The organism is Streptomyces sp. E11-3 (assembly GCF_046540415.1).
Lineage (GTDB): Bacteria > Actinomycetota > Actinomycetes > Streptomycetales > Streptomycetaceae > Streptomyces.
Genome location: NZ_JAZGRL010000002.1, coordinates 1,460,373 through 1,482,324 on the forward strand (window position 1 = coordinate 1,460,373; position 21,952 = coordinate 1,482,324).

The 21,952-nt window shown below is 72.6% G+C and carries 20 protein-coding genes and 1 pseudogene; 6 read left to right on the plus strand and 15 right to left on the minus strand.

Annotated features, from left to right (window positions below; translation table 11 throughout):
• Window positions 1-92: 92 nt before the first annotated feature.
• Genes U9R90_RS25685 through U9R90_RS25695 form a run of 3 tightly spaced genes read right to left on the minus strand, consistent with a single transcriptional unit; the run spans window position 93 to window position 2,759 of the window.
• Window positions 93-767, minus strand: coding sequence for a response regulator (locus tag U9R90_RS25685; RefSeq protein ID WP_411059041.1), 675 nt, complete (start codon window positions 765-767; stop codon window positions 93-95).
• Window positions 764-1,978: a MacS family sensor histidine kinase gene (gene macS / locus U9R90_RS25690; RefSeq protein ID WP_411059042.1), complete on the minus strand. Its 1,215-nt coding sequence runs from the start codon at window positions 1,976-1,978 to the stop codon at window positions 764-766. Before macS ends, U9R90_RS25685 begins: the two co-directional genes overlap by 4 nt.
• 28 nt (window positions 1,979-2,006) lie before the next feature.
• Window positions 2,007-2,759 carry a lysophospholipid acyltransferase family protein gene (locus U9R90_RS25695; protein WP_411059043.1) on the minus strand — a complete coding sequence of 251 codons (753 nt, stop codon included), beginning with the start codon at window positions 2,757-2,759 and terminating at the stop codon, window positions 2,007-2,009.
• 221 nt (window positions 2,760-2,980) lie between these two features.
• Between U9R90_RS25695 and U9R90_RS25700 the strand changes: the two genes are divergently transcribed.
• Together U9R90_RS25700 and U9R90_RS25705 are read left to right on the plus strand one after the other, a co-directional pair.
• The gene (locus tag U9R90_RS25700; RefSeq protein WP_411059044.1) at window positions 2,981-3,760 is read left to right on the plus strand and encodes an alpha/beta hydrolase; all 780 of its coding nucleotides are present in this window, start codon (window positions 2,981-2,983) and stop codon (window positions 3,758-3,760) included.
• Window positions 3,753-4,334 (plus strand): hypothetical protein, encoded by a 582-nt coding sequence (locus U9R90_RS25705; protein ID WP_411059045.1) that lies wholly within the window; start codon window positions 3,753-3,755, stop codon window positions 4,332-4,334. Before U9R90_RS25700 ends, U9R90_RS25705 begins: the two co-directional genes overlap by 8 nt.
• A gap of 89 nt (window positions 4,335-4,423) precedes the next feature.
• Here the strand turns inward: U9R90_RS25705 and U9R90_RS25710 are convergent, their stop codons facing one another.
• The 5 genes from U9R90_RS25710 to U9R90_RS25730 all read right to left on the minus strand — a co-directional run bounded on the left by U9R90_RS25710 (window position 4,424) and on the right by U9R90_RS25730 (window position 10,362).
• On the minus strand, window positions 4,424-5,260 hold the full coding sequence (locus U9R90_RS25710) for an endonuclease/exonuclease/phosphatase family protein (RefSeq protein WP_411059046.1): 837 nt from the start codon (window positions 5,258-5,260) through the stop codon (window positions 4,424-4,426).
• A gap of 73 nt (window positions 5,261-5,333) precedes the next feature.
• Window positions 5,334-6,275: an ROK family glucokinase gene (locus tag U9R90_RS25715; protein ID WP_411059047.1), complete on the minus strand. Its 942-nt coding sequence runs from the start codon at window positions 6,273-6,275 to the stop codon at window positions 5,334-5,336.
• A gap of 135 nt (window positions 6,276-6,410) precedes the next feature.
• On the minus strand, window positions 6,411-6,872 hold the full coding sequence (locus U9R90_RS25720) for a DUF5304 domain-containing protein (protein ID WP_411059801.1): 462 nt from the start codon (window positions 6,870-6,872) through the stop codon (window positions 6,411-6,413).
• A gap of 107 nt (window positions 6,873-6,979) precedes the next feature.
• On the minus strand, window positions 6,980-8,158 hold the full coding sequence (locus tag U9R90_RS25725; RefSeq protein WP_411059048.1) for an ArsA family ATPase: 1,179 nt from the start codon (window positions 8,156-8,158) through the stop codon (window positions 6,980-6,982).
• A 1,061-nt stretch (window positions 8,159-9,219) separates the two neighbouring features.
• Window positions 9,220-10,362, minus strand: a complete 1,143-nt coding sequence (locus tag U9R90_RS25730) for a glycosyltransferase family 4 protein (RefSeq protein ID WP_411059049.1) — start codon at window positions 10,360-10,362, stop codon at window positions 9,220-9,222.
• 125 nt (window positions 10,363-10,487) lie between these two features.
• Between U9R90_RS25730 and U9R90_RS25735 the strand changes: the two genes are divergently transcribed.
• On the plus strand, window positions 10,488-11,816 hold the full coding sequence (locus U9R90_RS25735) for a glycosyltransferase 87 family protein (protein WP_411059802.1): 1,329 nt from the start codon (window positions 10,488-10,490) through the stop codon (window positions 11,814-11,816).
• Window positions 11,817-11,835: 19 nt separating this feature from the next.
• Here the strand turns inward: U9R90_RS25735 and U9R90_RS25740 are convergent.
• A pseudogene (locus U9R90_RS25740) lies at window positions 11,836-12,972 on the minus strand (MATE family efflux transporter); the annotation flags it as partial.
• A gap of 129 nt (window positions 12,973-13,101) precedes the next feature.
• Here U9R90_RS25740 and U9R90_RS25745 point away from each other — a divergent pair.
• The gene (locus tag U9R90_RS25745) at window positions 13,102-13,626 is read left to right on the plus strand and encodes a PadR family transcriptional regulator (RefSeq protein WP_411059050.1); all 525 of its coding nucleotides are present in this window, start codon (window positions 13,102-13,104) and stop codon (window positions 13,624-13,626) included.
• A 64-nt stretch (window positions 13,627-13,690) separates the two neighbouring features.
• On the opposite strand, the gene U9R90_RS25750 is transcribed toward U9R90_RS25745, so the two are convergent.
• From U9R90_RS25750 to U9R90_RS25770, 5 genes are all read right to left on the minus strand, one after another.
• Window positions 13,691-14,899 (minus strand): hypothetical protein, encoded by a 1,209-nt coding sequence (locus U9R90_RS25750; RefSeq protein WP_411059051.1) that lies wholly within the window; start codon window positions 14,897-14,899, stop codon window positions 13,691-13,693.
• Window positions 14,900-15,044: 145 nt separating this feature from the next.
• Entirely contained in the window at window positions 15,045-16,079 is a 1,035-nt protein-coding gene (locus U9R90_RS25755; RefSeq protein WP_411059052.1) for an NlpC/P60 family protein, read from the minus strand.
• A gap of 234 nt (window positions 16,080-16,313) precedes the next feature.
• Window positions 16,314-17,384: an NlpC/P60 family protein gene (locus tag U9R90_RS25760; RefSeq protein WP_411059053.1), complete on the minus strand. Its 1,071-nt coding sequence runs from the start codon at window positions 17,382-17,384 to the stop codon at window positions 16,314-16,316.
• A gap of 257 nt (window positions 17,385-17,641) precedes the next feature.
• Window positions 17,642-19,003 (minus strand): NYN domain-containing protein, encoded by a 1,362-nt coding sequence (locus tag U9R90_RS25765; protein ID WP_411059054.1) that lies wholly within the window; start codon window positions 19,001-19,003, stop codon window positions 17,642-17,644.
• Window positions 19,004-19,036: 33 nt separating this feature from the next.
• On the minus strand, window positions 19,037-19,276 hold the full coding sequence (locus tag U9R90_RS25770; protein ID WP_411059055.1) for a hypothetical protein: 240 nt from the start codon (window positions 19,274-19,276) through the stop codon (window positions 19,037-19,039).
• Window positions 19,277-19,413: 137 nt separating this feature from the next.
• On the opposite strand from U9R90_RS25770, the gene U9R90_RS25775 reads away from it, so the two are divergent.
• Window positions 19,414-20,163: a rhomboid family intramembrane serine protease gene (locus U9R90_RS25775; RefSeq protein WP_411059056.1), complete on the plus strand. Its 750-nt coding sequence runs from the start codon at window positions 19,414-19,416 to the stop codon at window positions 20,161-20,163.
• Window positions 20,160-20,441, plus strand: a complete 282-nt coding sequence (locus U9R90_RS25780; RefSeq protein WP_411059057.1) for an Lrp/AsnC family transcriptional regulator — start codon at window positions 20,160-20,162, stop codon at window positions 20,439-20,441. Before U9R90_RS25775 ends, U9R90_RS25780 begins: the two co-directional genes overlap by 4 nt.
• Window positions 20,442-20,445: 4 nt before the next feature.
• Here U9R90_RS25780 and U9R90_RS25785 read toward each other — a convergent pair whose 3' ends face one another.
• The gene (locus U9R90_RS25785; RefSeq protein WP_411059058.1) at window positions 20,446-21,846 is read right to left on the minus strand and encodes an aminotransferase class V-fold PLP-dependent enzyme; all 1,401 of its coding nucleotides are present in this window, start codon (window positions 21,844-21,846) and stop codon (window positions 20,446-20,448) included.
• Window positions 21,847-21,952 lie beyond the last annotated feature (106 nt).

Below are 21,952 nucleotides of genomic sequence, written 5' to 3' on the forward strand. Positions count from 1 at the left end.
AGAGGGGTCGGTACGTCAATTCCGGTGAAATACAGGGGAGTTGATCACGCGCGTTCACCCGTACGAGGGTTCGTGGGAGGGTTCGTGCGGGATTACGCGTCGTCGAGGCCGCGTTCGATCGCGTACCGGACGAGCTCCACGCGGTTGTGCAACTGGAGCTTGCCCAGGGTGTTCTGGACGTGGTTCTGCACGGTGCGGTGCGAGATGACCAGGCGTTCGGCGATCTGCTTGTAGCTCAGTCCCTTGGCGACCAGGCGGAGCACCTCGGTCTCGCGCTCGGTGAGTTCGGGGGCCACCGGCTGGTCCGCGGCGGCCGGGGGCGGCGCGGAGGCCAGGCGGCGGTACTCGCCGAGCACCAGGCCCGCCAGGCCCGGCGTGAAGACCGGGTCGCCGACGGCGGTGCTGCGCACGGCGTCGATCAGCTCCTCGGTGGAGGCCGACTTCAGCAGATAGCCGGTGGCACCCGACTTGACCGCCTCCAGGACGTCGGCGTGCTCCCCGCTGGCCGACAGGACCAGGACGCGCAGGCCGGGGTTGGCCGCGACCAGTTCCTTGCACACCTGGACGCCGGGCTTGAGCGGCAGATTGAGGTCGAGTACGAGGACGTCGGGGGCCGCGGCCCTGGCCCGGCGCACGGCCTGCTCGCCGTCACCCGCGGTGGCCACCACCTCCAGGCCGGCCTCCGCCAGGTCCCTGGCGACCGCGTCGCGCCACATCGGGTGGTCGTCGACCACCATGACCCGGATCTGCTGGTGCTGCTCGCTCATGTCCGTGCTGCCTTCCCCCGTGGGACCTTCAGTTCTACTTCGGTGCCCTGGCCAGGGACCGAGATCAGCTCGGCCGTGCCCCCGATGTCCCGGAGCCGGCCGCGGATCGACAGGGCGACACCGAGGCGGCCCTCGCCCTCCGCCTGGGCGAGCCTGCCCTCCGGGATGCCCGGACCATCGTCCCGTACCGTCACGATCACCTCGTCCGTCCAGTCCTCGACCAGGATCCAGGCCTGGGCGTCGTCCCCCGCATGTCTGTGGACATTGTCCAGTGCGGCACCGACAGCGGCCGCCAGTTCCCTGGCATCGGCGGGCGGCAGCAGGACCGGGGCGCCCGGCTCCGAGAGAGTCACCCGGCAGCCCGCGTACGGCGAGAGCAGGGTCCGCAGATCGCACGGCCCGGTGTTGTCCTGCGCCGCGGGGTCCTCCGCCACCTCGACCTCACGCACCAGCGCGCCCTGCGAGGCGTCGTCGGACGCGCGGGACGCGGGCACCAGGCCCCCGGCTACCAGGGTGCGCAGGGCGACCTCCTGCTCGCCCGCCATTCGGCCCAGCTCGGCCGCCTCGCCGCCGAGCGCGTTGCCGCGCCGCTGCACCATGGCGAGCACCTGCAGCACGCTGTCGTGGATGTCGCGGGCGAGCCGCTCCCGCTCGCGGGTCGCCGCCTCGATCTCCAGGGCGCGGGCGAGGGTGCGCTCGGAGGCGCGGGCCACCTCGACGACGTAGCCGATGGCGATGGACGCGATGCAGACCAGCAGGACGTTGTGGACGGTGTCCTTGGTGGGCGCGCCGCGCTGCACGATGTTGGCGACCGCCACCAGCGAGGAGGCCAGCGCCGCCCAGCGCCAGCCGCCCTTGATGGCGAAGGCGAGCACGGCGCCCGCGGTCCATATGGACGGCAGTGTCGGCCCGCCCTCGCGGCCGGGGACGGCGACGGGGGTGAGCAGGATGCCGGTGAGCGCGACCGTGAGGTCGGCGGTGAGGAACCGCTTGGTGCAGCTCGCGGCGCCCGCGACCCTGGGCAGCGTGGCCAGCGTCCAGACGGCCAGCACCGCGAGGAACACGTACGCGACCTCTGGGCGCCCGTACGTGTCGCGCGCGTGCAGGAAGATCGCGATCGCGTAGAGCATGGTGAGGACGCGATAGCCGGTGAGCGCGCGCCACAGCGGCAGCTCGACCGACATCCGCATGACTCGTTCCCGCTTGGCCATGTCCCCCCATCCCGCTCCCGCGCCGCGGCTATGCCCGGTCGGCATTCTCCGTCGGGCCGGACTCGCTCTTCGCCGCCTTCGCGGCCTTGTCCCGCTCCGCCTGCTGCTTGGCGGCCTCGGCGATCTGGCGCTTGGCGGCGGTCGCGTAGATGTCGACGTACTCCTGGCCGGAGAGCTTCATGATCTCGTACATGACCTCGTCGGTCACCGAACGCAGGATGAAGCGGTCGTTCTCCAGGCCGTGGTAGCGGCTGAAGTCCAGCGGCTTGCCGATCCTGATCCCCGGGCGCATCAGCTTGGGCCTGACCTTGCCGGGCGGCTGGATCTTCTCGGTGTCGATCATGGCGACGGGGATGACCGGCGCCCCGGTGGCGAGCGCCACGCGGGCCAGGCCGCCGGGCTTGCCGCGGTAGAGGCGGCCGTCCGGGGAGCGGGTGCCCTCCGGGTAGATCCCGAAGAGCTCGCCGCGCTCGATGACCTCGATACCGCTCTTGATGGCGGCCTCGCCCGCGCCGCGCCCGCCGGAGCGGTCCACCGGGAGCTGCCCGACGCCCTTGAAGAAGGCGGCCGTCAGCTTGCCCTTCACACCCGGCGTGGTGAAGTACTCGGCCTTCGCGATGAAGGTCACCTTGCGGTGGAGTACAGCCGGGAGGAAGAAGGAGTCGGAGAACGAGAGGTGGTTGCTCGCGAGGATCGCCGGCCCCTCGGCGGGAATGTTCTCAAGCCCCTCCACCCAGGGCCTGAACACCGTCTTCAGGGACCCGCCGACGGTGAGCTTCATGACGCCGTAGATCAACGCTTGTGCCTTTCTGTTCCGTGGCACCGACCTTAACCCGTGGCGGGCGGACGCTCTCTCCGGGAGCCGCGCACGGGTTCGCCGAGGACGCGCGGGACGGGTCAGGACGGGTCAGGACGGGTGGCGACGGCCCTGGTCGGTGTCAGTCCGGTCGCGTACCGTTAACACATCCCTCTCGTCACAGCCTCACGAACAGGAGACCGAAGGTGCCGGTCCTCGCTGGAGCCGAGCCGTTCCGCCACGAGGGCGGAGAGGTCGGCGTTCTTCTCTGTCACGGCTTCACCGGTTCTCCGCAGTCGCTTCGCCCGTGGGCGGAGTATCTGGCCGACCGCGGCCTGACCGTCTCCCTTCCGCTGCTGCCGGGGCACGGCACCCGTTGGCAGGACATGCAGCTCACCGGCTGGCAGGACTGGTACGCGGAGGTGGACCGCGAGCTGCGCGCCCTGACCGAGCGCTGCTCCCAGGTCTTCGTCTTCGGCCTGTCCATGGGCGGGGCGCTCGCCCTGCGGCTGGCCGCCAAGCACGGCGCCGCGGTGCGGGGCCTCGTCCTGGTGAACCCGGGAAACAAGGTGCCCGGCGCGGCCGCGCACGCCCTTCCCATCGCCCGCCATTTCGTACGGACGACGAAGGGCATCGCCAGCGACATCGCCAAGGAGGGCAGCGAGGAGGTCGGCTACGACCGGGTGCCGCTGCACGCCGCGCACTCGCTGCGGAAGTTCTTCCAGCTGGTCGACGCCGAGCTGCCGCAGGTCACGCAGCCGATAGTGCTGCTGCACAGCCCCCAGGACCATGTGGTGCCGCCGGCCGACTCGGCGCGCATCCTCAGCCGGGTGTCCTCCAGGGACGTCACCGAGATCCTGCTGGAACAGAGCTACCACGTGGCGACGTTGGACCACGACGCGGACCGGATCTTCGAGGAGAGCTACGCATTCCTCGGCCGGCTCGCGCCCAGTGTCGGCAAGGAAGGGACGTCCACCGGTGGCTGAGCACGACCAGGACCGTGACGAGAACAACGGCAGACCGCTGGACGAGGACGCGGCCTGGGCGTCCATCGTGGCGGGGTACGGCGACGAGCCGCCGGACCCGCCGGGCGCCAAGCCCTTCAAGTCGATCGAGGACATGGCGGGGCTCACCACCGAGACCAACGACGTGAAGCCGGAGCCCGCCGCCGACCCGGACCCCGAGGCGGACGCGGGCCGGCCCGTCGGCGGCTCGGTGACCTTCGCGCCCGGTGTCGGACCGCGTGACTACGCGCTGCCCGAGACCTCCGAACCGGCCAAGAAGGGCGGGGACGACCTCGACCCGGAGGACGAGGGCCACTTCGTCCCGCCGGAGCCGCCGCCGCTGCCGGAGGCCGACGCCACGGCCAAGTTCGCCTGGCTCGCGGTCATCGGCGGGCCGGTGCTGATGCTGCTCGCCGTGCTGCTCGGCTGGGAGATGACCTGGTGGCTGACGACGCTCGGCGTCGGCGGCTTCATCGGCGGCTTCGCCACGCTGGTCTACCGGATGAACGGCGACGACGACGAGCACGACGACCCCGGCCGCGGCGCGGTCGTCTAGACGGCGCGGTCGTCTGCGCGGCGCGATGGTTTACGCGGCGCGGTCGTCCAAGCCTCGCCGTCGTCTGAGCGGCACCTCGTCCGAGGGGGTCACTCGGCGGGCGTGGCGGGCAGTCTGAGGGCGGCCAGCACCGGCAGATGGTCGGTGGCCGCCCGCAGGTCGGCGTCGCTGACGCCGGGCAGGCCCACGGGCACACCACAGCCCAGGACTTCGACGCCCGGCGTGGCGAAGACCGCGTCGATCCGCTGATGCGGATCGGCCGGTGTCGAGGTGTACTCACCGCCCCAGGGCCGCACCGCCCAGCAGTCCTGGAGCTCGCCCGCGAGGCGCTTGAACGTACGCCCGCCAGGCCGCTCGTTCAGGTCGCCGCCCGCGATCACGTGCGGGGTGCCGAGCGCCGCGAGCTGGTCGAGCAGCATCCCGCCCTGTGCGTACCGCTCGTCCTTCTGCAGCGAGAGATGGCAGCTCAGGACCGCGACCCGGGCATCCCCGAAGCGTACGACCGCGGTCGCGAAGCCGCGTCGGTGCAGCCCCGGTGTCAGTGGCAGCAGAACGTCCTCGGTGCGCTCCACCGTGGCCCGCAGCGAGCACAGCAGCGCGGGCCCCGCGGCGGTGGCACCGCCCGAGAGCACCACCAGATCCGACGCGGCCGCGAGCCGGGCCAGGTACTTGCGCCACCGGAAGAACCGCGGCGCCTCCTGGACCAGGACCAGATCGGGGGCGCAGGCGCTGATCACCCGGGCGAGTGCGGCGGTGTCGTCGCGCATCGAGCGGATGTTGTAGCTGAGCACCCGGACCACGGCCGAACCATCGGGCTCGGTCCAGGAGTTGGGCAGTGGGCTGAGCGGACGGCTGGCGGGGCTTGCCCGCCCGTCTCCCACCACCGCCCCTGTACTGAAGCGCTTCGCGCTGCCCCTCTTATCCATGCGGATCAAGATACGACAGCGCCCGCCGCTCCCCCATGGGGCGCGGCGGGCGCGGATCCGTATCGGAGCGGGATCAGCCCTGTCGGGCCAGGTCGGCCGCGCCCACCAGACCGGCCTTGTTGCCGAGCTGGGCCGCGAGGACCTGGGCGTGCGGCCGCCACTGGCCGCCGATCAGCCAGCGCTTGAAGGACTTGCGGATCGGGTCCAGGACCAGGTCGCCCTCGTCCGAGACACCGCCGCCGACGATGAAGGCCGACGGGTCGAAGAGCGAGGCCAGGTCGGCCAGGCCCGCGCCCGCCCAACGGGCCAGCTCCCGGAAGGAGTCGACGGCGACCGGGTCACCCTGCCGGGCGGCCTGCGAGATGTGCTTGCCCTGGATGCCCTCGGGCGTGCCGTCGCCCAGCGAGAGCAGCACCCCGGCGTTCTCCGGCGTCGCCTTGGCGCGCTGCCTGGCGTAGCGGACCAGGGCGCGCCCGGACGCGTACTGCTCCCAGCAGCCCTGACTGCCGCAGCCGCACAGCAGGCCGTCGGGCACGACCCGGACATGCCCGAACTCGGCAGCCACCCCGAAGCGTCCGCGGCGCAGCTTGTTGCCGATGATGATGCCGCCGCCGAGGCCCGTGCCGAGGGTGATGCAGATGACGTCCTCGTGGCCCTGGCCCGCGCCGAACCTGTACTCGCCCCAGGCTGCGGCGTTGGCGTCGTTCTCGACGACGACCGGGAGCCCGATCCGCTGCTCGACCTTGTCCTTCAGCGGCTCGTGCCGCCAGTCGATGTTCGGCGCGAAGAGCACGGTGGCGCGCTTGTCGTCGACGTATCCGGCCGCGCCGATGCCGACGGCCTCGATGTCGTGCCCCTCGCCCGCCCCCGCGACGGCCGCGCAGATCGCGTCCACGATGCCTTCGGCGGTCGGCGGGGTGGGCACCGTGTGTGTTTCGAGGATGGCGCCCTCTTCGTCGACCACTCCGGCCGCGATCTTCGTGCCGCCGATGTCGACGCCGATGGTGAGTCCCATGAGTCCCTCAGTTATAGGTCCAGCCCCGCTGGTGCCCACCGTACCCGAGGCGACCTGGGGCCCTCTCCTGTGTCCAAGCTACGTACAAGGGCCGCACAAGCGACGTGCGGGGGAAGTCTTGGCCAAGGGGAGGCCTCAGTCCAGGTCGATGTGCTCCCCGCCACCGGGGCCCTGGTCCCTGGGGTCCGTCGTGTCCTTGGCCGCCCAGCGCCGCTCGTGGTTCTCGACGGCCGAGCGGTAGGCGGCGAGCAGCTCGGAACCGGCCGCCGCGAGGTGGTCGAAGACCTCGGGGTTGCGCTGGATGACCGGTTCGACGGCGGACTTCGCCTGGTTGATCAGCTCGTTGACCGCGCTCTGGGCTGCCATACCGGCCATCGGCGCCTGCAGTGAGCCGACCTTGTCCGCTACGGCGTCGAAGAGCTTGCGCAGCTCCTCGGCGGCGGACCCGGGCGGGGTGCCGTACTGGGCGCGGTGGCGGGCCTGTTCGGCGGCGAGGTCTTCGGCGCAGGCCTTGGCCCAGGCGTCGGCTTCGGCGTCGACCGGCTTGGGGGCCTCGACCGGCTCGGCGGCTTCGGCCGCGTCACCGGAATCGGGCATGGGGCGCTCGGTGTCGCTCATGGCGGGCTCCTGCGGCGAGTCTCCAGTACGTACTGTCGACGTTACCCGAACGGCGGCACGCCGTTCACGGGTCTCCCGGGGTCCGTTCAGTGGCCGCGCGGCCAGAGCTCGGGGTCCGGTGCGAAGCGTATGGCGAGCTCGTCGTCGCGCAGTCCTGCCCCGGCGACACCGCAGCGGCGCAGCGCGGACGGCAGCGCGAGGACGCGGCGGAACGGGCCCGCGGTGACGACCAGTTCGTCGCCGCGGCGGATCAGGTCGAGCTCTTCGCGTACGGCGCCGGGGAGCGGGATGCGCCACACCAGGACCCCGTCGTCGGCGAGCCGGTCGTCGACGGGCCAGGGGGCGGGTCCGGGTTCGGTGCGGACCTCGGGGAGGCCGAGAGAGGCGAGGTCGTCGATGCCGCGCGGATCACGCCCGAGATGCGCCACCTCGTGGATCTCGTACGCCGTACCGGCCCCGCGCCATTCCGCCACCGCCTTCTGTTGCTGGGCGATGAGCGCCGCCAGCCAGGGGTCGGCGGAGTCGGCGGGGAGCGCCTTGTTGGCTACCAGGGCCTCGGTACGCAGTCCGTGCAGCGCGAGCCCGGTGGCCGCGGTACGGACCGCGTCGGCGCCCGCCGGGCCCGGCTCGGCGACCAGGCGTACGGCGGTGGTGTCGGCCTCGATCACGGCCTGCACGGCGGCGAGGTGCTCGTCGAGGTGGGCGGCGGTCTCGTACAGCCACTGCGCGGGCATCGGCACCCCGGCGAGCTGGGCGAGCATCGGGCGCAGGGCGCGGGCGGCCTGCCGCTCGGGCGGGAGCAGTCGGCGCAGATAGCGGCGCAGCTGCGCGGGGAGGGCGAGCAGGGCCAGGGCCTGCTGCGTCGGGGGCAGGTCCACGACCAGCAGGTCGAGCTGGTCGTCGGCCGCGGCTTTCCGCAGGGCCTTGAGGAGGGCGAGCTGGTCGGCGCCGGGCAGCTCGGTGAGCTCCTCGCCCTCCAGACGCTGGGCGCCCAGCAGGTCGAGGGCACCGGCCGCGCGGTCCTGCAGGTCGAGCAGTTCGGCGCGGGAGTGCGCGGCCGGGTCGACGCGGACCGCGGTGAGGTGCGGTGCGACGGTCACGGGTTCCGGTCCGGTGGCCGTGCCGAGGGCGGCGCCGAGGCTGTCGTCGCGGTCCGCGCTCAGAACCCGCGTGCGGTGCCCTTGCCGGGCGGCGGCGAGTGCGGTGCCCGCGGCCGCGGCGGTGCGGCCTGAGCCGCCGGGTCCGGTGACCAGGAGGGTACGCATGGGGGTGAACGGTACAGGTCAGCGCGGGTGGGACAGCATGGCCCTCCCCCACGCCGCGAAGCCGTGCGGTGCCGTGGGCGCGGCCGGGTGGCACCCGCGGCGAGCGCGCGGGCGAACACGTTGCGGTGCGGTGCCCGCGCCGGGGGGCTGTGCGGTGCGGTGTCCGCGATACGGAACCGTGCGCTGCCGGGGGACAACGTGCGGCGCAGAGCGAACGCACGGAACGCGTTGCGGTGCCGTACCCGCGCCGGGGACCTGTGCGATGCCGCACGCCCGGCCGGGGCAGCACCGCGGGCTGGGAAGCGAGCGCACAGGCAAACCGGCTGCGAGACACGGCACGATGCGATGTCCGCGCCGGGGGGCTGTGCGGTGCCGCACGCGCGGCCGGGGTGGCAGCGTGCGGAGCACGCGGGCGGACCGGCTACGCGCCACGACGCGGTGCGGGGTTGTCCCCGATGCGGAGCCGTTCGCTACCGCAGGCGGCGGGTGGCACTGTGCGGCGCGGAGCGTGCACGCGGGCAAACGCGTTGCGGTGCGGTGCCCGTGCCGGGGAGCTGTGCGGTACCGCACGCCCAGCCGGGGTGGCAGCGTACGGAGCACGCGGGCGGACCGGCTGCGCGCCACGACGCGGGGCGGTGTCCGCGATACGGAGCCGTGCGCTGCCGGGTGGCACCGTGCGGCGCAGAGCGAACGCACGGAACGCGCTGCGGTGCGATGCCCGCGCCGCGCGGCCGCGCACGGCCACACACGCGGCCGGGTGCCACCCAGCGATGCGGTACGAGCGCGCAGGCGGACAGCCTGCGCGTCACAGCGTGGTGCGGTGCCGCACGCGCGGCCTAGTGCCCCCGCGCCGCGCGGCGCGAACACACAGGCGGACGGCCCGGGCGTCACCGCACGGCGCGCCCCCACGCCCGCAGAGCCCTGGGCCGGGCCCGCGTGCCCGCCGTAGCCTGCGCCGCCGAGCGGCGCTGCGCTCGCCCCCGCCGTCGNCCACCGCCCGTTCTCGTCACTTCTGACCGCTGCTGGCCGCTTCTCGTCAGGTGGCGTCAGGTCGCGTCAACTCACAGGAGTTCCTTCAGGCGCTCTGCCAGCAGGTCCCAGCGCCACTTCTCCCCGACCCACTCGCGGCCCCGCTCCCCCATCCGCTGCCGCAGCTCCGGGTCCTTCAGCAGCGTCACGATCCGCTCGGCCGCGTCGGTAGGGCTGCCACCGCGCGCCACCCAGCCCGTCTCGCCCTCCAGGACCGCGTCCGGGGCGCCGCCCGAGTCGCCCGCGACCACGGGGAGCCCGGTGGCGGACGCCTCCAGGTAGACGATGCCGAGCCCCTCGACATCGAGACCACCCCGGCGCGTACGGCACGGCATCGCGAAGACATCGCCGGCGCCGTAGTGCGCGGGCAGCTCCTCCCACGGCACCGCCCCGGTGAAGCGCACCGAGTCGGCGACCCGGTGAGTCTCGGCCAGGCTGCGCAGGTCGTTCTCGTACGGGCCGCCGCCCACGATCAGCAAGACCGCGTCCGGCACCTGCGCGAGGATGCGCGGCATCGCCTGGATCAGCGTGTCCTGACCCTTGCGCGGCACCAGCCGGGACACACAGACCACGACGGGCCGGTCGCTCAGCCCGAGCCGGGCCCTGATCTCGTCGCCGCCCGACCCGGGGTGGAAGGTCTTCTCGTCCACGCCCGGCGGGAGTTGGACCATGCGCGCGGCGGCCTCGGGGGTCAGCGCGGCGGCGATCCGCGCGCGCGTGTACTCACCGAGGTAGGTGAGTGTGTCGGTCGACTCGCCGATCCGGCGCAGCAGTTGCCGCGATGCGGGCAACTGGGCCCAGGCGGCCTCGTGCCCGTGGGTGGTGGCGACCAGGCGCTGGGCGCCCGCCTTGCGCAGTGCGGGCGCCATCAGCCCGAGCGGCGCGGCGGCGCCGAACCACACCGAGGTACAGCCGTGCTCGCGCAGCAGCCGGGTCGCGGTGCGGGTGACGCGCGGGGTGGGCAGCAGCATGGTCGTACGGTCGCGTACGACGGTGAAGGGCTGTTCGGCGTCGAAGGCGGCGGTGGCCTCGGCGCCCTCGCGGCCGCGCTTCCAGGTGGAGGCGTAGACGACGAGCTGCTCGGGGTCCAGACGCAGCGCCATGTTGTGCAGGAAGGCCTGGATACCACCGGGGCGGGGCGGGAAGTCGTTGGTCACGATCAGGGTCTTGTGCATCGCCGCCGACAGTACCGAACCCCGCGCCTTACGCTCTCGTCGAGGGCCGCCCGGCATGATGAGGGGTGCCCGGCATGATGGGCGCGGGCGGCGCAGGCGGTACGGACGGACCGGACGAGGTGTGCATGGCGGGTGCGAGGCGGATTCCCGGGCCGGTCTGGCTCGTGGCGGCCTGGGCGGCTACCCGGACCCTGCTCCTGCTCTGGGTCCTCAAGGTGTTCGTCGTCCCGGGCCCCGACGTGACCAGCGACGTCTCGGTGATCTACCACAACTGGTTCGAGATCCTGCGCACCGGCACGTTCCCGCTGGACGACGTCGCCTGGCAGTACCCGCCGGCCGCCGCGCTCGCCATCCTCTCCCCCGCCACGCTCCCGTTCCTCGACTACACCACCGCCTTCTTCGTCCTGGTCTGCCTCTGCGACGCCGTGGTGCTCGGGCTGCTGCTGTACGCGGGCGGGCGGCCGGGCAAGCGGCGGGCGGGCGCCTGGGTCTGGGTGGCCGGGGTGCCGCTGCTCGGGCCCACCGCCTATGCCAGGTACGACCTGATGGTGACCGCCGTGGCCGTACTGGCGCTGCTCGCGGGCGCCCGGCATCCGCGCGTGCTCGGCGCGCTGGCCGGGTTCGGGGCGCTGCTGAAGGTGTGGCCGGTACTGCTGCTGGTCGGCACAGCGCGCGGGCGTGACACCCGCCAGGCGTGGGCCACGGCGGCCGCTACGGCGGGCACGCTGACGCTGGTCTTCGCGGCGGCGATGCCGGGGTCGCTGGCGTTCCTGGACTTCCAGCGCGACCGCGGCACCGAGGTGGAGTCGCTGGGCGCGCTGGTCTTCCATGTCGCCCGGCACTTCGGCTGGCAGGGCGAGGTACTGCTCAACTACGGCTCGGTGGAGTTCCTCGGCCCGCATGTCCCGCTGGTGAGCGCGGCCGCGCAGGCCCTGTCCGCACTGGCCTTCGGCTGGCTGCTGCTGTGGCGCCTGCGGGCCCGCACCTGGGTGCCGAGCACCCTGTGCGACGCGGCGTTCGCGGCCGTACTGCTCTTCACCGTGACCAGCCGGGTGATCAGCCCGCAGTACCTCCTGTGGCTGGTCGGACTCGCGGCGGTGTGCCTGACGTTCCGCTCCAGCCGGATGGCGCTGCCCGCCGCCCTGACGCTGGCCGCGACCGCGGTCACGTTCTGGGAGTTCCCGATCTGGTTCGCGCACGTCGTGTCCAGCGACTGGCGCGGCGTCCTGCTCCTGTTCGTCCGCAACGGTCTGCTGGTCGCCGCGACCCTGCTGGCCTGCCGCCGCCTGTGGCGGCAGACAGTGACTCCTGACGCACGGCGCGCCGGAAGCACCGGGCGAGCACCCCGCACTGCACGGCCATCGCGAGCGCCATCGCCAGACAGACCCCCGGCAGACCGAGACCTGACAGCGCATACGCGAGCGGCAGTTGAACGGCCACGCCGAGCACGGTGATCCGCAGCAGCACCGGGGCCGCGCCGCTGCCCTCGAAGACCCCGCCGAGCGCGATGAACCAGGCCAGCAGAACCAGATACGGGCCCAGGCACCGCAGAAACAGCACCCCGGCGTCCGCGACCTCGGGCCCGGCGCCGAACGCCCACAGCACGGCGGGCGCGAGCACCAGCAGCATCACGGCGCAGCAGGCACCCGCCGCCGCGGAGACGATCCCTGCCTGCCGCCCGATCTGGCGCCGCTCGTCGCGGCCCGCACCGAGCAGGTGGGCGGTATGGATGGACGCCGCCTGGCGGACCGCGTAGAAGGCCATCGTCGCGAGGTACATCGCCTTGGTCGCGATCCCGTACGCGGCCACTGACGTCACCCCGATCCTGGCGACGACCGCGACCAGGGCGAGCGAGCCCGCCATCCGTACGGTGAAGTCGGCGGACATCGGCAGCCCCGTCGCGAGGGTCCGCCGCGCCGCGCCGAGCAGCGCCCGGCCGCCCCCGGGCACCGCTGAGGCCCGCAGCGCGGCGCCCCGGCGCAGCAGCAGGAAACCCCAGGCCAACGCCACGGACCGGCCGACGACCGTGGCGACGGCGGCTCCCTGGACTCCGTAGAGCTGGATCAGCGGCGGGTCGAGGACGAGGATCAGCCCGTTGGTCCAGAACGCCAGCCGCATCGGCGTACGGGTGTCGCCCGCGCCCTTGAGCACCCCGTGCAGCTGCACTTGGGCGAAGAAGACGGCCGTACCCGGCAACGAGACTGCCAGATAGGCCACGGCGAGGCCGACCGCCGGTCCATCGCCGCCGCCCAGCAGCAGCCGGGCGAGCGGCTCACGCAGCAGGAACCCGCCGACCGCGACCACCGGCGTGAGCAGGGCCCACAGTGCCCAACCGCCGCGTACGGCGGACCGCGCCGCCACCGGATCGCCCGCCCCGCGCGCCCGCGCGACCAGCACGGTCGTCCCGGAACCGAATACGAGGGCCACGCCGAGCAGCACGTTCTCGATGTTGGTCGCGACGGCGACGGCCGCGACGGCTGAGCCGCCGAGCCGCGCGACCCAGACCATGTTGACGATCCCGGCTGCTACGGCGGCCAGCAGCTCGAAGTACACGGGATACGCGAGCGATATGAGTGTTTTGCGATGCGCCCGGGCCGTCTGAGCAGCCATGAACTCCCCTTCTGTTCGTGTTACCTCTCATCGCGCTACCTCTAATCGAGGTACAGCGAACAGAGATAGCATGGCCGCACACACCCGGACAAGCGACGGACAGCGGCGGACAAGCGGCAGGAGCGACGGTTGCTGGAGTTGACGATCCTGGGGTTCCTCGCCGAGGAACCCCTGCACGGCTACGAGTTGAAGGCCCGCATCAAGGGGCTCAGCGGCCATGTCCGCCCGGTGAGCGACGGCGCCCTCTACCCCGCGATCAACCGCCTGATCAAGAACGGCAAGCTCGCCGAGCGCACCGAACCGGGCACCGGCGCCGCCCCGCGCCGCATCCTCTCGCTCACCGACGACGGCCGCGCCGACCTGCTGGAGCGCCTGCGCCACCCCAAGGACGCCGACATCACCGACGGGCAGCGCTTCTTCACCCTGCTCGCGTTCCTGGGCACGCTGCCGGACCGCCGCGAGCAGGCCGCCGTACTCCGCCGCCGCCAGGACTTCCTGCTCACCCCGGCGAGCTTCTTCTACCGCGACGGCACACCGGTGCGGGCCGAGCAGGAGGACGACCTCTTCCGGCGCGGCATGCTGCGGATCGCCCGCGCGACGGGCACCGCGGAGAAAGAGTGGCTGGCCGAGGCTATCGCCGAGCTCGAGTCCTGAACCGACCCGAGTCCTGAGCCGACCCGGGCCGGGTCAGCCCAGCCCAGCCAGCCCCAAGACCAGGTCAGCCCAGCCGGTCCCGGACATAGGCGCGCCAGTCCGCCGTGAACTCCTCCGGTGTCGTGTCGAGTACGTCCCGCAGCGCGCCCTCGACCGCTCCGGCCCGGCGCTTGTGCCCGCCGACCTCCTCGTAGAAGGCGATCAGCTTCTCCTCGCCCCAGCTCCCGGCGATCATCCGGCAGGCCAGCCAGCCGCCCTCGTACGCCTGAGCGAGGCGCCCGGCGTCCCCGGCGAAGCCGAAGGCCTCGTCGTCGGGCAGCGCGGCCGGGAGCTCGCCACGCTGGACCGCGCGCGCCAACTCGGGGGCGATCCGCTGGGCGCCGCGCCCCGAGTCGCGGTACGCGACCCAGTCGGCGAAGCCCTCCGAGAGCCACAGCGGGGTCGCTGCCGAGGTGTGGGCGCGGGTGGCCACATGGGTCGCCTCGTGGGTGAGGACGACCTGTTTGCCCAGGTCGCCCAGGACGTCGTACGCCGCGGGGTTGACGATGATCCGGTCGGCGGGCGCCTTCTTCGAGCCGCCCGCGTCGCCCGTGGTCACCGCCGCGATCCCCTGGTACCCGGCCGCATCCGCCCCGAGCAGCCCCGCCATCGCGTCCAGCGACTCGGGCACCAGCACCACGACCCGCCCCGGCCAGGCGTGCCCCCAGGCGCCTTGCACCTCGGGCACCGCGCGGTCGGCGAGGTCCGCGTAGCCCCGCAGCCGCTCACGGGACGGTCCGGACCCGAGCACCAGGCTGCGCTTGCCGCGTACGGCGGTGACCGGGCCCTGCTCCCACAGCTGCTCGGTCTCACCCTTGCGGGAGCGCTCGGCGGTGACGTACCAGCGGCCGTCGCGCTCGGCCAGGTCGACCGTGCGGGAGGTGACCAGTGGGGCCCGGTCGTGGCCGTCGATGCGGTAGCGCAGCTGCACGGCGGCGGTGGCCCGGGAACCGGAGCGGTCGAGCCGGTTCAGCCGGTAGTCCCAGGAGCCGAGCGGCACTTGGGCGAGGTTGTGGAACTCGCTGCCCCGTCTCGCGGTCCCCGGGGCGCCGGTGGCCAGATAGGCCGCCTCGTCCCGGTCGAGTACCGCCGCCGCGCGCCGCTCCAGGAGCCGCTCGACGGCCCCGGTGGCGGAGTCCTGACGGGCGGGGCCGCCGCAGGAGGTGCCGAAGACGAGGGCGGCCAGGCAGAGCAGCCCCGCCAGCCACGCTCGCGTACGCCTGCTGCCGGACATCCATCGATCGTACGAGCTACGGCCGGGAAGTGACCCGGCCCGCCCGGCCAGACCCGCGCACGGAGCCGCATGCGCTCAGCCGCATGTGCTCAGTCGCGCGTGCTCAGCCCCGCGGACTGGGCCCCGCGGACTCGGACCCGCAGACTCAGACCCGCGTCACAGAGTTGATCGGCATCATGCCGACCGGGTCGTAGCGCACCGCGGCGCCGGGGTAGGGCGCGTGCACCACCTGCCCGTTGCCCACGTACATCCCGATGTGGCTGGCGTCGCCCCGGTAGGTGACGAGGTCGCCGGGCTGCGCCTGGTCGACGGAGACGTGTCGCCCGGCATGGCGCTGCGCCTGCGAGGTACGCGGCAGCCCGACCCCCGCCTGCGCGTACGCCCACTGCGTCAGGCCCGAGCAGTCGAAGCCGCTCGGCCCGTTGGCGCCCCACACATAGGGCCGCCCGACCGCCTGGCGGGCCGCCGAGACCGCGCTCGCGGCGCGTCCGGACGACGCCGCGGGGCCCGGTCCCTGGTCGGGGCGCGCCTCGGAGCGCGAGGCACGGTCGTGGTCGGCGCGCTCCTGGGACGGCAGCGAGTTCAGCAGCCGCTGGGCCTTGGCGAGTTTGCGCTCGACGGAGCGCTTGTGGCGGGTCACCGCGGCGCGGGACTTCTCCAGCTCGGCCAGCTTGCGGGTGGCCTCGGCGCGCTGCCGGGCGAGTTCGCGCTGCGCGCCCTGCAGTTCGGCGAGTTCGCCGACGTGCCGGGCGCTGATGCGGTCCAGGGTTGTGGCCTTGTCGAGGTAGCTGTCCGGGTCTTCGGAGAGGACCAGGGCCAGCGTGGGGTCGATGCCCCCGGAGCGGTACTGGGCCCCGGCGAGGGTGCCCAGCGCGCCGCGCATGGTGTTGATGCGCTCCTGCCCGCGGGCGACGCTGTCCCTGGCCTGGGCGACCTGGCGGCGCAGGGTGCCGGCGTGCTCGTCGGCCTTGTTGTACGCCTCGGTCGCGCGCTCGGCCTCCGCGTACAGCCGGTCCACTTCGGCCCGGGTGTCGCGCGCGGTGTCATGTGGCTCCGCGCCGGCCGGGGTGGCGGCGAGTGCCGCTGCAGCGGTCGCCGCGGCGGCGGACAGGGCGGTGACACGGGCACCGCGGTCAAAACCGGCAAGGCCGGACTGCGAAGGACGGCGATGGGACGCCACAGGCAGCCGCTCCCTTCCGCTGACAGGTCCCCCGGTGAGTCGGGGGAATCAGCCGCAGACAGTAGCCGTCCGATCACCCGGCGACCAAGGACCGGGCCGGGCACACAATCCGACGCCCCGCCGTCGACGCAGGTCGAGGGCGGGGCGCGGGGTCAGCACACGATCAGGGAATTCGCCCGTTCGGAGGGCGCGCCGAGCGGCCCGCAGGAGCCCGACGGGGTGTGACAGGAAGGGTCAGACGCGCACGCCGTACATGTACGGCATGTTGTTGATCGACTCGTAGCGCACCACGGTGCCCGGCTTGGGTGCGTGCAGGATCTGGCCGTTGCCCGCGTAGAAGCCGACGTGGTGCAGGTCGCTGTAGAAGAACACCAGGTCGCCGACCTTGAGGTCGCTCTGCGAGCTGATCCGGGTGCCGATCTTCGCCTGGTCCTGCGAGATCCTGGGTATCTTGACCCCGGCCTGCGCGAACGCCCACGAGGTGAGCCCCGAGCAGTCGAAGGAGCTGGGGCCCTGGGCGCCGTAGACATACGGCGAACCGAGCTTGCTCTGGGCCGCGGAGTACGCGGACGAGGCGCGCCCGCTGCCGGTGGCCGTGCTCCCGCCGGAGGTCGAACCGCCGCCACTGGCCTTGGTCTCGGGGGCGTCCAGCGCCGCCCGCTCGGAGGCGCGGCTGGCCCGCTGCTCCTCCTCCTGGAGCTTCTGGCGCTCCTGGGCGGTCAGGGTGTTCAGGAGCCGCTGCGCCTCGGCGAGCTTGCCCTGGACTTCCTTCTTCTTCTTGCCGAGCACCTTGCGGGTGTCCGCGAGGTCCGTCAGCTTGCCGGAGGCCTCCGACCGCTGCTGCGCGAGGGTGCGCTGCTTCGCCTGGATCTTCTTCAGGGAGTCGGCCTGCTTACCGCTCAACTGGTCGAGGGCGGAGGCCTTGTCGAGGTAGTCGTCCGGGTCCGATGACAGGAACAGCTGTACGGAGGGGTCGATGCCGCCCGAGCGGTACTGGGCCGTGGCCAGCGAACCGAGGCCGTCGCGCAGGTCGTTGAGCTCGTCCTGACCGCGGGCGACCTTGTCCTGCAGGCCGTCGATCTGCTTCTCGAGCTTCTCCTGCTTCTCCTTGGCCCCGTTGTACTTCTCGGTGGCGTGCTCGGCCTCTTCGTAGAGCTTGTCGACCTTTTCCTTGACGTCCTTCTTGGTCGGCTTCGGGTCCGCCTGCGCGGCCTGCGAGGTAAGCGCGACGGCAGCGGCCGCGGTCGCGGTCAGCACGGTGACGCGGGTGCGGCTCGGCTGCTTGGGTCGACGGTGGGACGCCACGAAGGCGGCTCCTTCTTCCTCCAGCCGCCTACCGATACCCGGCGGGCGGGACCCTCACCGTCACCCCGTATGGGTGATCAACCGTGCGAAGGTTCGAGCCCAGACCCTAATGACCCCGATGTGATCAGTTCAAATCCTGTGAGAAAAAACCCGCCCGCCGTCTGCATTCTTTACTCACAACGCACATGGGGTGATGACGGGTTGACGCTACGTCGCGCTATGGTCAGCTCAATTCGGGCATTAGCCCCAGGAGTTGACTAGCTCCTCGAAAGCCGCTTCAGGAGTACAGCGGACGCGACCGGGCGCGCTCCGGCCCTGGCGACGCCGTCGGCTACCTCGCGGTCGGTCGAGACCACCGTCACGGGCCGCCCCGGCGGCTCGGCGCGCACCAGCTGGCGGATCAGCTCGTCCGCCGTCACGCCCGGCTTGGAGAACAGCACCCGCACCCCGCGCGGCGGCGCGAGCAGCACCGGCGCGGCCAGTTCGGCGCCGTCGAAGACACAGGTCACCTCGGCCCCGGTCTGGGCCGCGAGCGCGGAGAGACTGCCGAGCAGGCGGAGCCGCTGCTTCTCCAGCGGCATGGTGGGATAGCCGGTCTTGGTGACGTTGTAGCCGTCCACCACCAGATGGGCCTGGGGCAGCGTGAGCAGTTGGTCCAAAATGGCCGGATCGCTCTCGGAGAGCGCGCGGGCGGCGATGTCCTTGGGGGTCATCCGGCCGGGCTCGACGGCGTCCACGGTCTCCGCGGGGTGCAGCGAGACCGGTGGCAGGGCCAGTTCGCGGCGCAGCCCCTGGGCCGACTCCAGCATCGTGTCCAGGAGCAGCCGCACCCGCATGTCCTCGATGGAGCGGCCCTCGCGCACCGCCTTGCGGCTGGCCTCCAGCGCCGCCTCGGCCTCGCCGAGCCGCGCCTTGAGCCGACGCGTCTCACTGTCGGCCGCCGACAGCTGGGTCTGGCTCTCGGCCCGTACGGACTCGGTCTCGGCGACCGCCTTGCGCAGCGCGGCCTCGCCCCGCTTGACGTCGCTGAGGGCGCTGCGCAGTTTGCGCTGAAGCGATTCGGCTTCCTTCTTGGCCGACTCCAGGTCGGTGCGCAGCCGTTCGTTCTCGGCCCTGGCGCGCTCGCGGGCCTCGGCGACCTCGCGGCGCAGCCGCTCCAGTTCCGCCTTGGTCTCCTCGTCCGCGCGCTCGGCGTCGGCGCGCTGGGCCTCCTCGCCCGCCGCGGTCACCAGTTTCACCCAGCCCGTGGGGCGCAGCACATAGGCCGCGGCCGCCACATCGAGCGGGTCGGCGGCCGGGGGCGGCGAGCCTGCCTCCAGGGCGCGGACCAGCTCGGGCTGGGCCTCTCTGAGGCGTTCGGCGATCCGCTGCCGGAACAGCGGTTCGGCCTCCAGGGCCGTGGCCATCGCGTTACCCGCGAACTTCAGCCGCCTGGACGGCGTGAACCGGGCGTACTGGCGGAGCTGGGCGGGCAGTTCGGCGACGGTCAGGCCACCGAAGCCGTCCGAGACGATCGCGATGACCCGGCGGCGTACACCCTCGGGCAGCGGGCGGTCGAGTTCCTCGGCGGAGCCGTCGGCCGCGCCGGCCGGCTCGGCACCGCTTGACGCCTCCACCATCCGTCACCCCACTACCTGTGCGGGGCGGCTCCCTCAGGAGTCCGCGCCCGGCCTGTCCACGAGTTCCACCTGGTCCACCGCGTTGCACCAGCGGCAGCGCACCGACTCGATGGTCTCACTGACCACCTCACGCTCCTCCACCTTGGGCTCACCTGCCAGGTCGAGGTGGACGTACTCCACGACCTTCGACGAGCGGGTCACGTCGAAACGCGTGAGGTTGCCGCACAGCGTGCAGCGCCATCGGGTCTCGGCGGTCGGCAGGGGAACCGTCATGGTGGCGTGGGGCCTTCCCTCGAGTGTCGGTCGCTGGTCCTGCAGGTAACCCTACGGCCTGGCGGAGCGCCGTGCGGACGGCACCGGTACGGCGAGGCGGTCTATGCGGTTCGGTCCGGTTACGTCAGGATCTGGTCATGATCGATAAGAGGGGGGCCTGGCGGGTGGTCCGGGTCGTGGCGGCGCGGCTGCCGGCGGGCCGCGGGGCCGTGGTGACGTACGGGGTGATCGCCTTGTGCTGCGTCGTCTTCGCCGTGTCCCCGGCCTCCGGGCTGAATCCCGCCTACGGCACCGGCGAGCAGCTGCTCACCGCCCAGCGCGACTACTTCGCGCGGTGGGGAGTGATCCCGGCCGAGCTGCTGAGCGGCTCGGCGCGGGCCGTCGTCACTCCCGTCACGGCGCTCTTCGTGCACGGCAGCTGGCTGCATCTGCTGGGCAACATGCTCTTCCTGTTCGTCTTCGGCGTGATGGCCGAGGAACGCCTGGGGCATGTTCGCTTCGCCCTGTTCTACGTCGGCTGCGGGGTCCTGGCGCTGTGTGTGTACGCACTCGCCAACGCCGACTCCACACAGACCCTGGTCGGCGCGTCAGGGGCGATCTCCGCGGTGCTCGGAGGCTTCCTGCGGCTCCTCCCCAAGGCCCGGGTGACCAGCCTCTTCCCGTTCCTCTTCTTCCTGCCGCTGCGCTTTCCCGCCTGGCTGGTGCTGCCCTTCTGGGTGGCCCTGCAGTGGCTGGCCGCGCGCCGGGACGCCGAGGGTCCCTCGGTGGCGTACCTGGCGCACCTGGCGGGGTTCGCGCTGGGCTTCGGCTGCGCGTGGGTGCTTGAGCTGCGGACGACTAGAGTGAGCACCCCAGCGACGGCCACCGAGGGAGACAGTCAGCCGTGATCACCGCGATCGTGCTCATCAAGACCAGTGTGGACCGCATCCCGGAGATCGCGGAGTCGATCGCCGCGCTGGACAGTGTCAGCGAGGTCTTCTCCGTGACCGGCACCTATGACCTGATCGCCATGGTGCGCGTGGCCTCGCACGACGACCTGGCGGACGTCATTCCGGGCAGCATCAGCAAGATCCCCGGCGTGCAGGCCACGGACACCCATGTCGCGTTCCGTACGTACTCCCAGCACGACCTGGAGGCGGCGTTCGCGATCGGGCTCGACTCCTGACCCGTCAGGCCGTGGTGTCGGGCACGCAGCGCCCGTCCTCGGTGCGGTAGCTCCACCGGGCGCCGTCCCGGACGAGTTCGCCGACGGCCCGTACGAACCGCTCCACATGCTCGTCGGGCGTGCCCGCGCCGAAGCTCACGCGGATCGCGTTCAGCGACTTGGTGCCGGGCGCCGCCTCGGGGGCTCCGCACGCGCCTTGCTCCTGCGGGTCGCTGCCGAGCAGGGTGCGGACCAGCGGGTGGGCGCAGAACAGTCCGTCGCGTACCCCGATGCCGTACTCGGCCGAGAGCGCGGCCGCGAAGTGCGAGCTGTTCCACCCCTGGACCACGAACGAGATGACGCCGACCCGGGGCGCGTCATCGCCGAAGAGCGAGAGCACCTTCACCTCGGGCACCGCCGCCAGGCCTTCGCGCACCTTCGCGATGAGCTCCCGCTCCCGCTCCACCAGCGCGTCGAACCCGGCCTCGGTCAGGGCCTTGCAGGCCGAGGCGATCGCGTACGCCCCGATGACGTTGGGCGAACCGGCCTCGTGGCGCGCGGCGGTGGTGTGCCACTCCACGTCGACGCCGCCGTCGGCCCGCCGCGCCACCGCCTTGGACGCGCCACCGCCCGCGAGGTACGGCTCGGCGGCCCGCAGCCAGTCGGCGCGGCCCGCGAGCACGCCTGAGCCGAAGGGCGCATAGAGCTTGTGTCCGGAGAAGGCGACCCAGTCGACGTCCAACGCGGCGATGTCCACCGGGTGGTGGGGCGCGAGCTGGGCGGCGTCAAGGACGATACGGGCGCCGTGGGCGTGCGCGGCGGCGGCCAGCTCCTGTACGGGCCACAGCTCGCCGGTCACGTTCGATGCGCCGGTGACGCAGACCAGGGCGGGGCCGTGCCCCTCTTGAATGGATGCAGTGCGGTCGGCGAGGGCGCGTTCCAGGGTGGCGACGGCCTGCTGCGGGGTGCGCGGCGCGTTCAGGTAGGTGACGCGGGCGTCGCGCCAGGGCAGCAGTGAGGCGTGGTGCTCGGTCTCGAAGACGAAGACCTGGCAGTCGGCGGGCAGCGCGGCGGCGAGCAGGTTCAGCGAGTCGGTGGTCGACCGGGTGAAGACGACCTGGTCCCCCTCGCGGCAGCCGAGGAACTCCTCGACGGTCCTGCGGGCGTTCTCGAAGAGGTCGGTGGAGAGCTGCGAGAGGTACCCGGCACCACGGTGCACGCTGCCGTAGTACGGGGCGTACGCGGCCACGTCGTCCCAGACCCGCTGCAGGGCGGGCGCGCTGGCGGCGTAGTCGAGGGCGGCGTAGGTGGCCTCGCCGCCGGTGACGAGCGGGACGGTGACGTCGCGGCCGAGGACGGGCAGCGTACAGAGGGGCTGGTCGACGGCGGCGGAGGTGGAGGCGGCGGCAGCGGTGGCGACGGACATGGCGAACTCCCGTGTGAGGCAGGCGAAAGCTCCGCGCGAGCGACGGCTTGGATACACGTCGGCGCAGGAGAAAAAGAGAAAAAGGGTGTGCGGAAGTGGGGCGTGA

Coding starts and splice junctions, on each gene's coding strand:
- U9R90_RS25685 (WP_411059041.1), bottom strand. CDS start 767: ATGAGCGAGCAGCACCAGCAGATCCGGGTCATGGTGGTCGACGACCAC.
- macS (WP_411059042.1), bottom strand. CDS start 1,978: ATGGCCAAGCGGGAACGAGTCATGCGGATGTCGGTCGAGCTGCCGCTG.
- U9R90_RS25695 (WP_411059043.1), bottom strand. CDS start 2,759: ATGAAGCTCACCGTCGGCGGGTCCCTGAAGACGGTGTTCAGGCCCTGG.
- U9R90_RS25710 (WP_411059046.1), bottom strand. CDS start 5,260: ATGGATAAGAGGGGCAGCGCGAAGCGCTTCAGTACAGGGGCGGTGGTG.
- U9R90_RS25715 (WP_411059047.1), bottom strand. CDS start 6,275: ATGGGACTCACCATCGGCGTCGACATCGGCGGCACGAAGATCGCGGCC.
- U9R90_RS25720 (WP_411059801.1), bottom strand. CDS start 6,872: ATGCCCGATTCCGGTGACGCGGCCGAAGCCGCCGAGCCGGTCGAGGCC.
- U9R90_RS25725 (WP_411059048.1), bottom strand. CDS start 8,158: ATGCGTACCCTCCTGGTCACCGGACCCGGCGGCTCAGGCCGCACCGCC.
- U9R90_RS25730 (WP_411059049.1), bottom strand. CDS start 10,362: ATGCACAAGACCCTGATCGTGACCAACGACTTCCCGCCCCGCCCCGGT.
- U9R90_RS25735 (WP_411059802.1), top strand. CDS start 10,488: ATGGCGGGTGCGAGGCGGATTCCCGGGCCGGTCTGGCTCGTGGCGGCC.
- U9R90_RS25750 (WP_411059051.1), bottom strand. CDS start 14,899: ATGTCCGGCAGCAGGCGTACGCGAGCGTGGCTGGCGGGGCTGCTCTGC.
- U9R90_RS25765 (WP_411059054.1), bottom strand. CDS start 19,003: ATGGTGGAGGCGTCAAGCGGTGCCGAGCCGGCCGGCGCGGCCGACGGC.
- U9R90_RS25770 (WP_411059055.1), bottom strand. CDS start 19,276: ATGACGGTTCCCCTGCCGACCGCCGAGACCCGATGGCGCTGCACGCTG.
- U9R90_RS25775 (WP_411059056.1), top strand. CDS start 19,414: ATGATCGATAAGAGGGGGGCCTGGCGGGTGGTCCGGGTCGTGGCGGCG.
- U9R90_RS25785 (WP_411059058.1), bottom strand. CDS start 21,846: ATGTCCGTCGCCACCGCTGCCGCCGCCTCCACCTCCGCCGCCGTCGAC.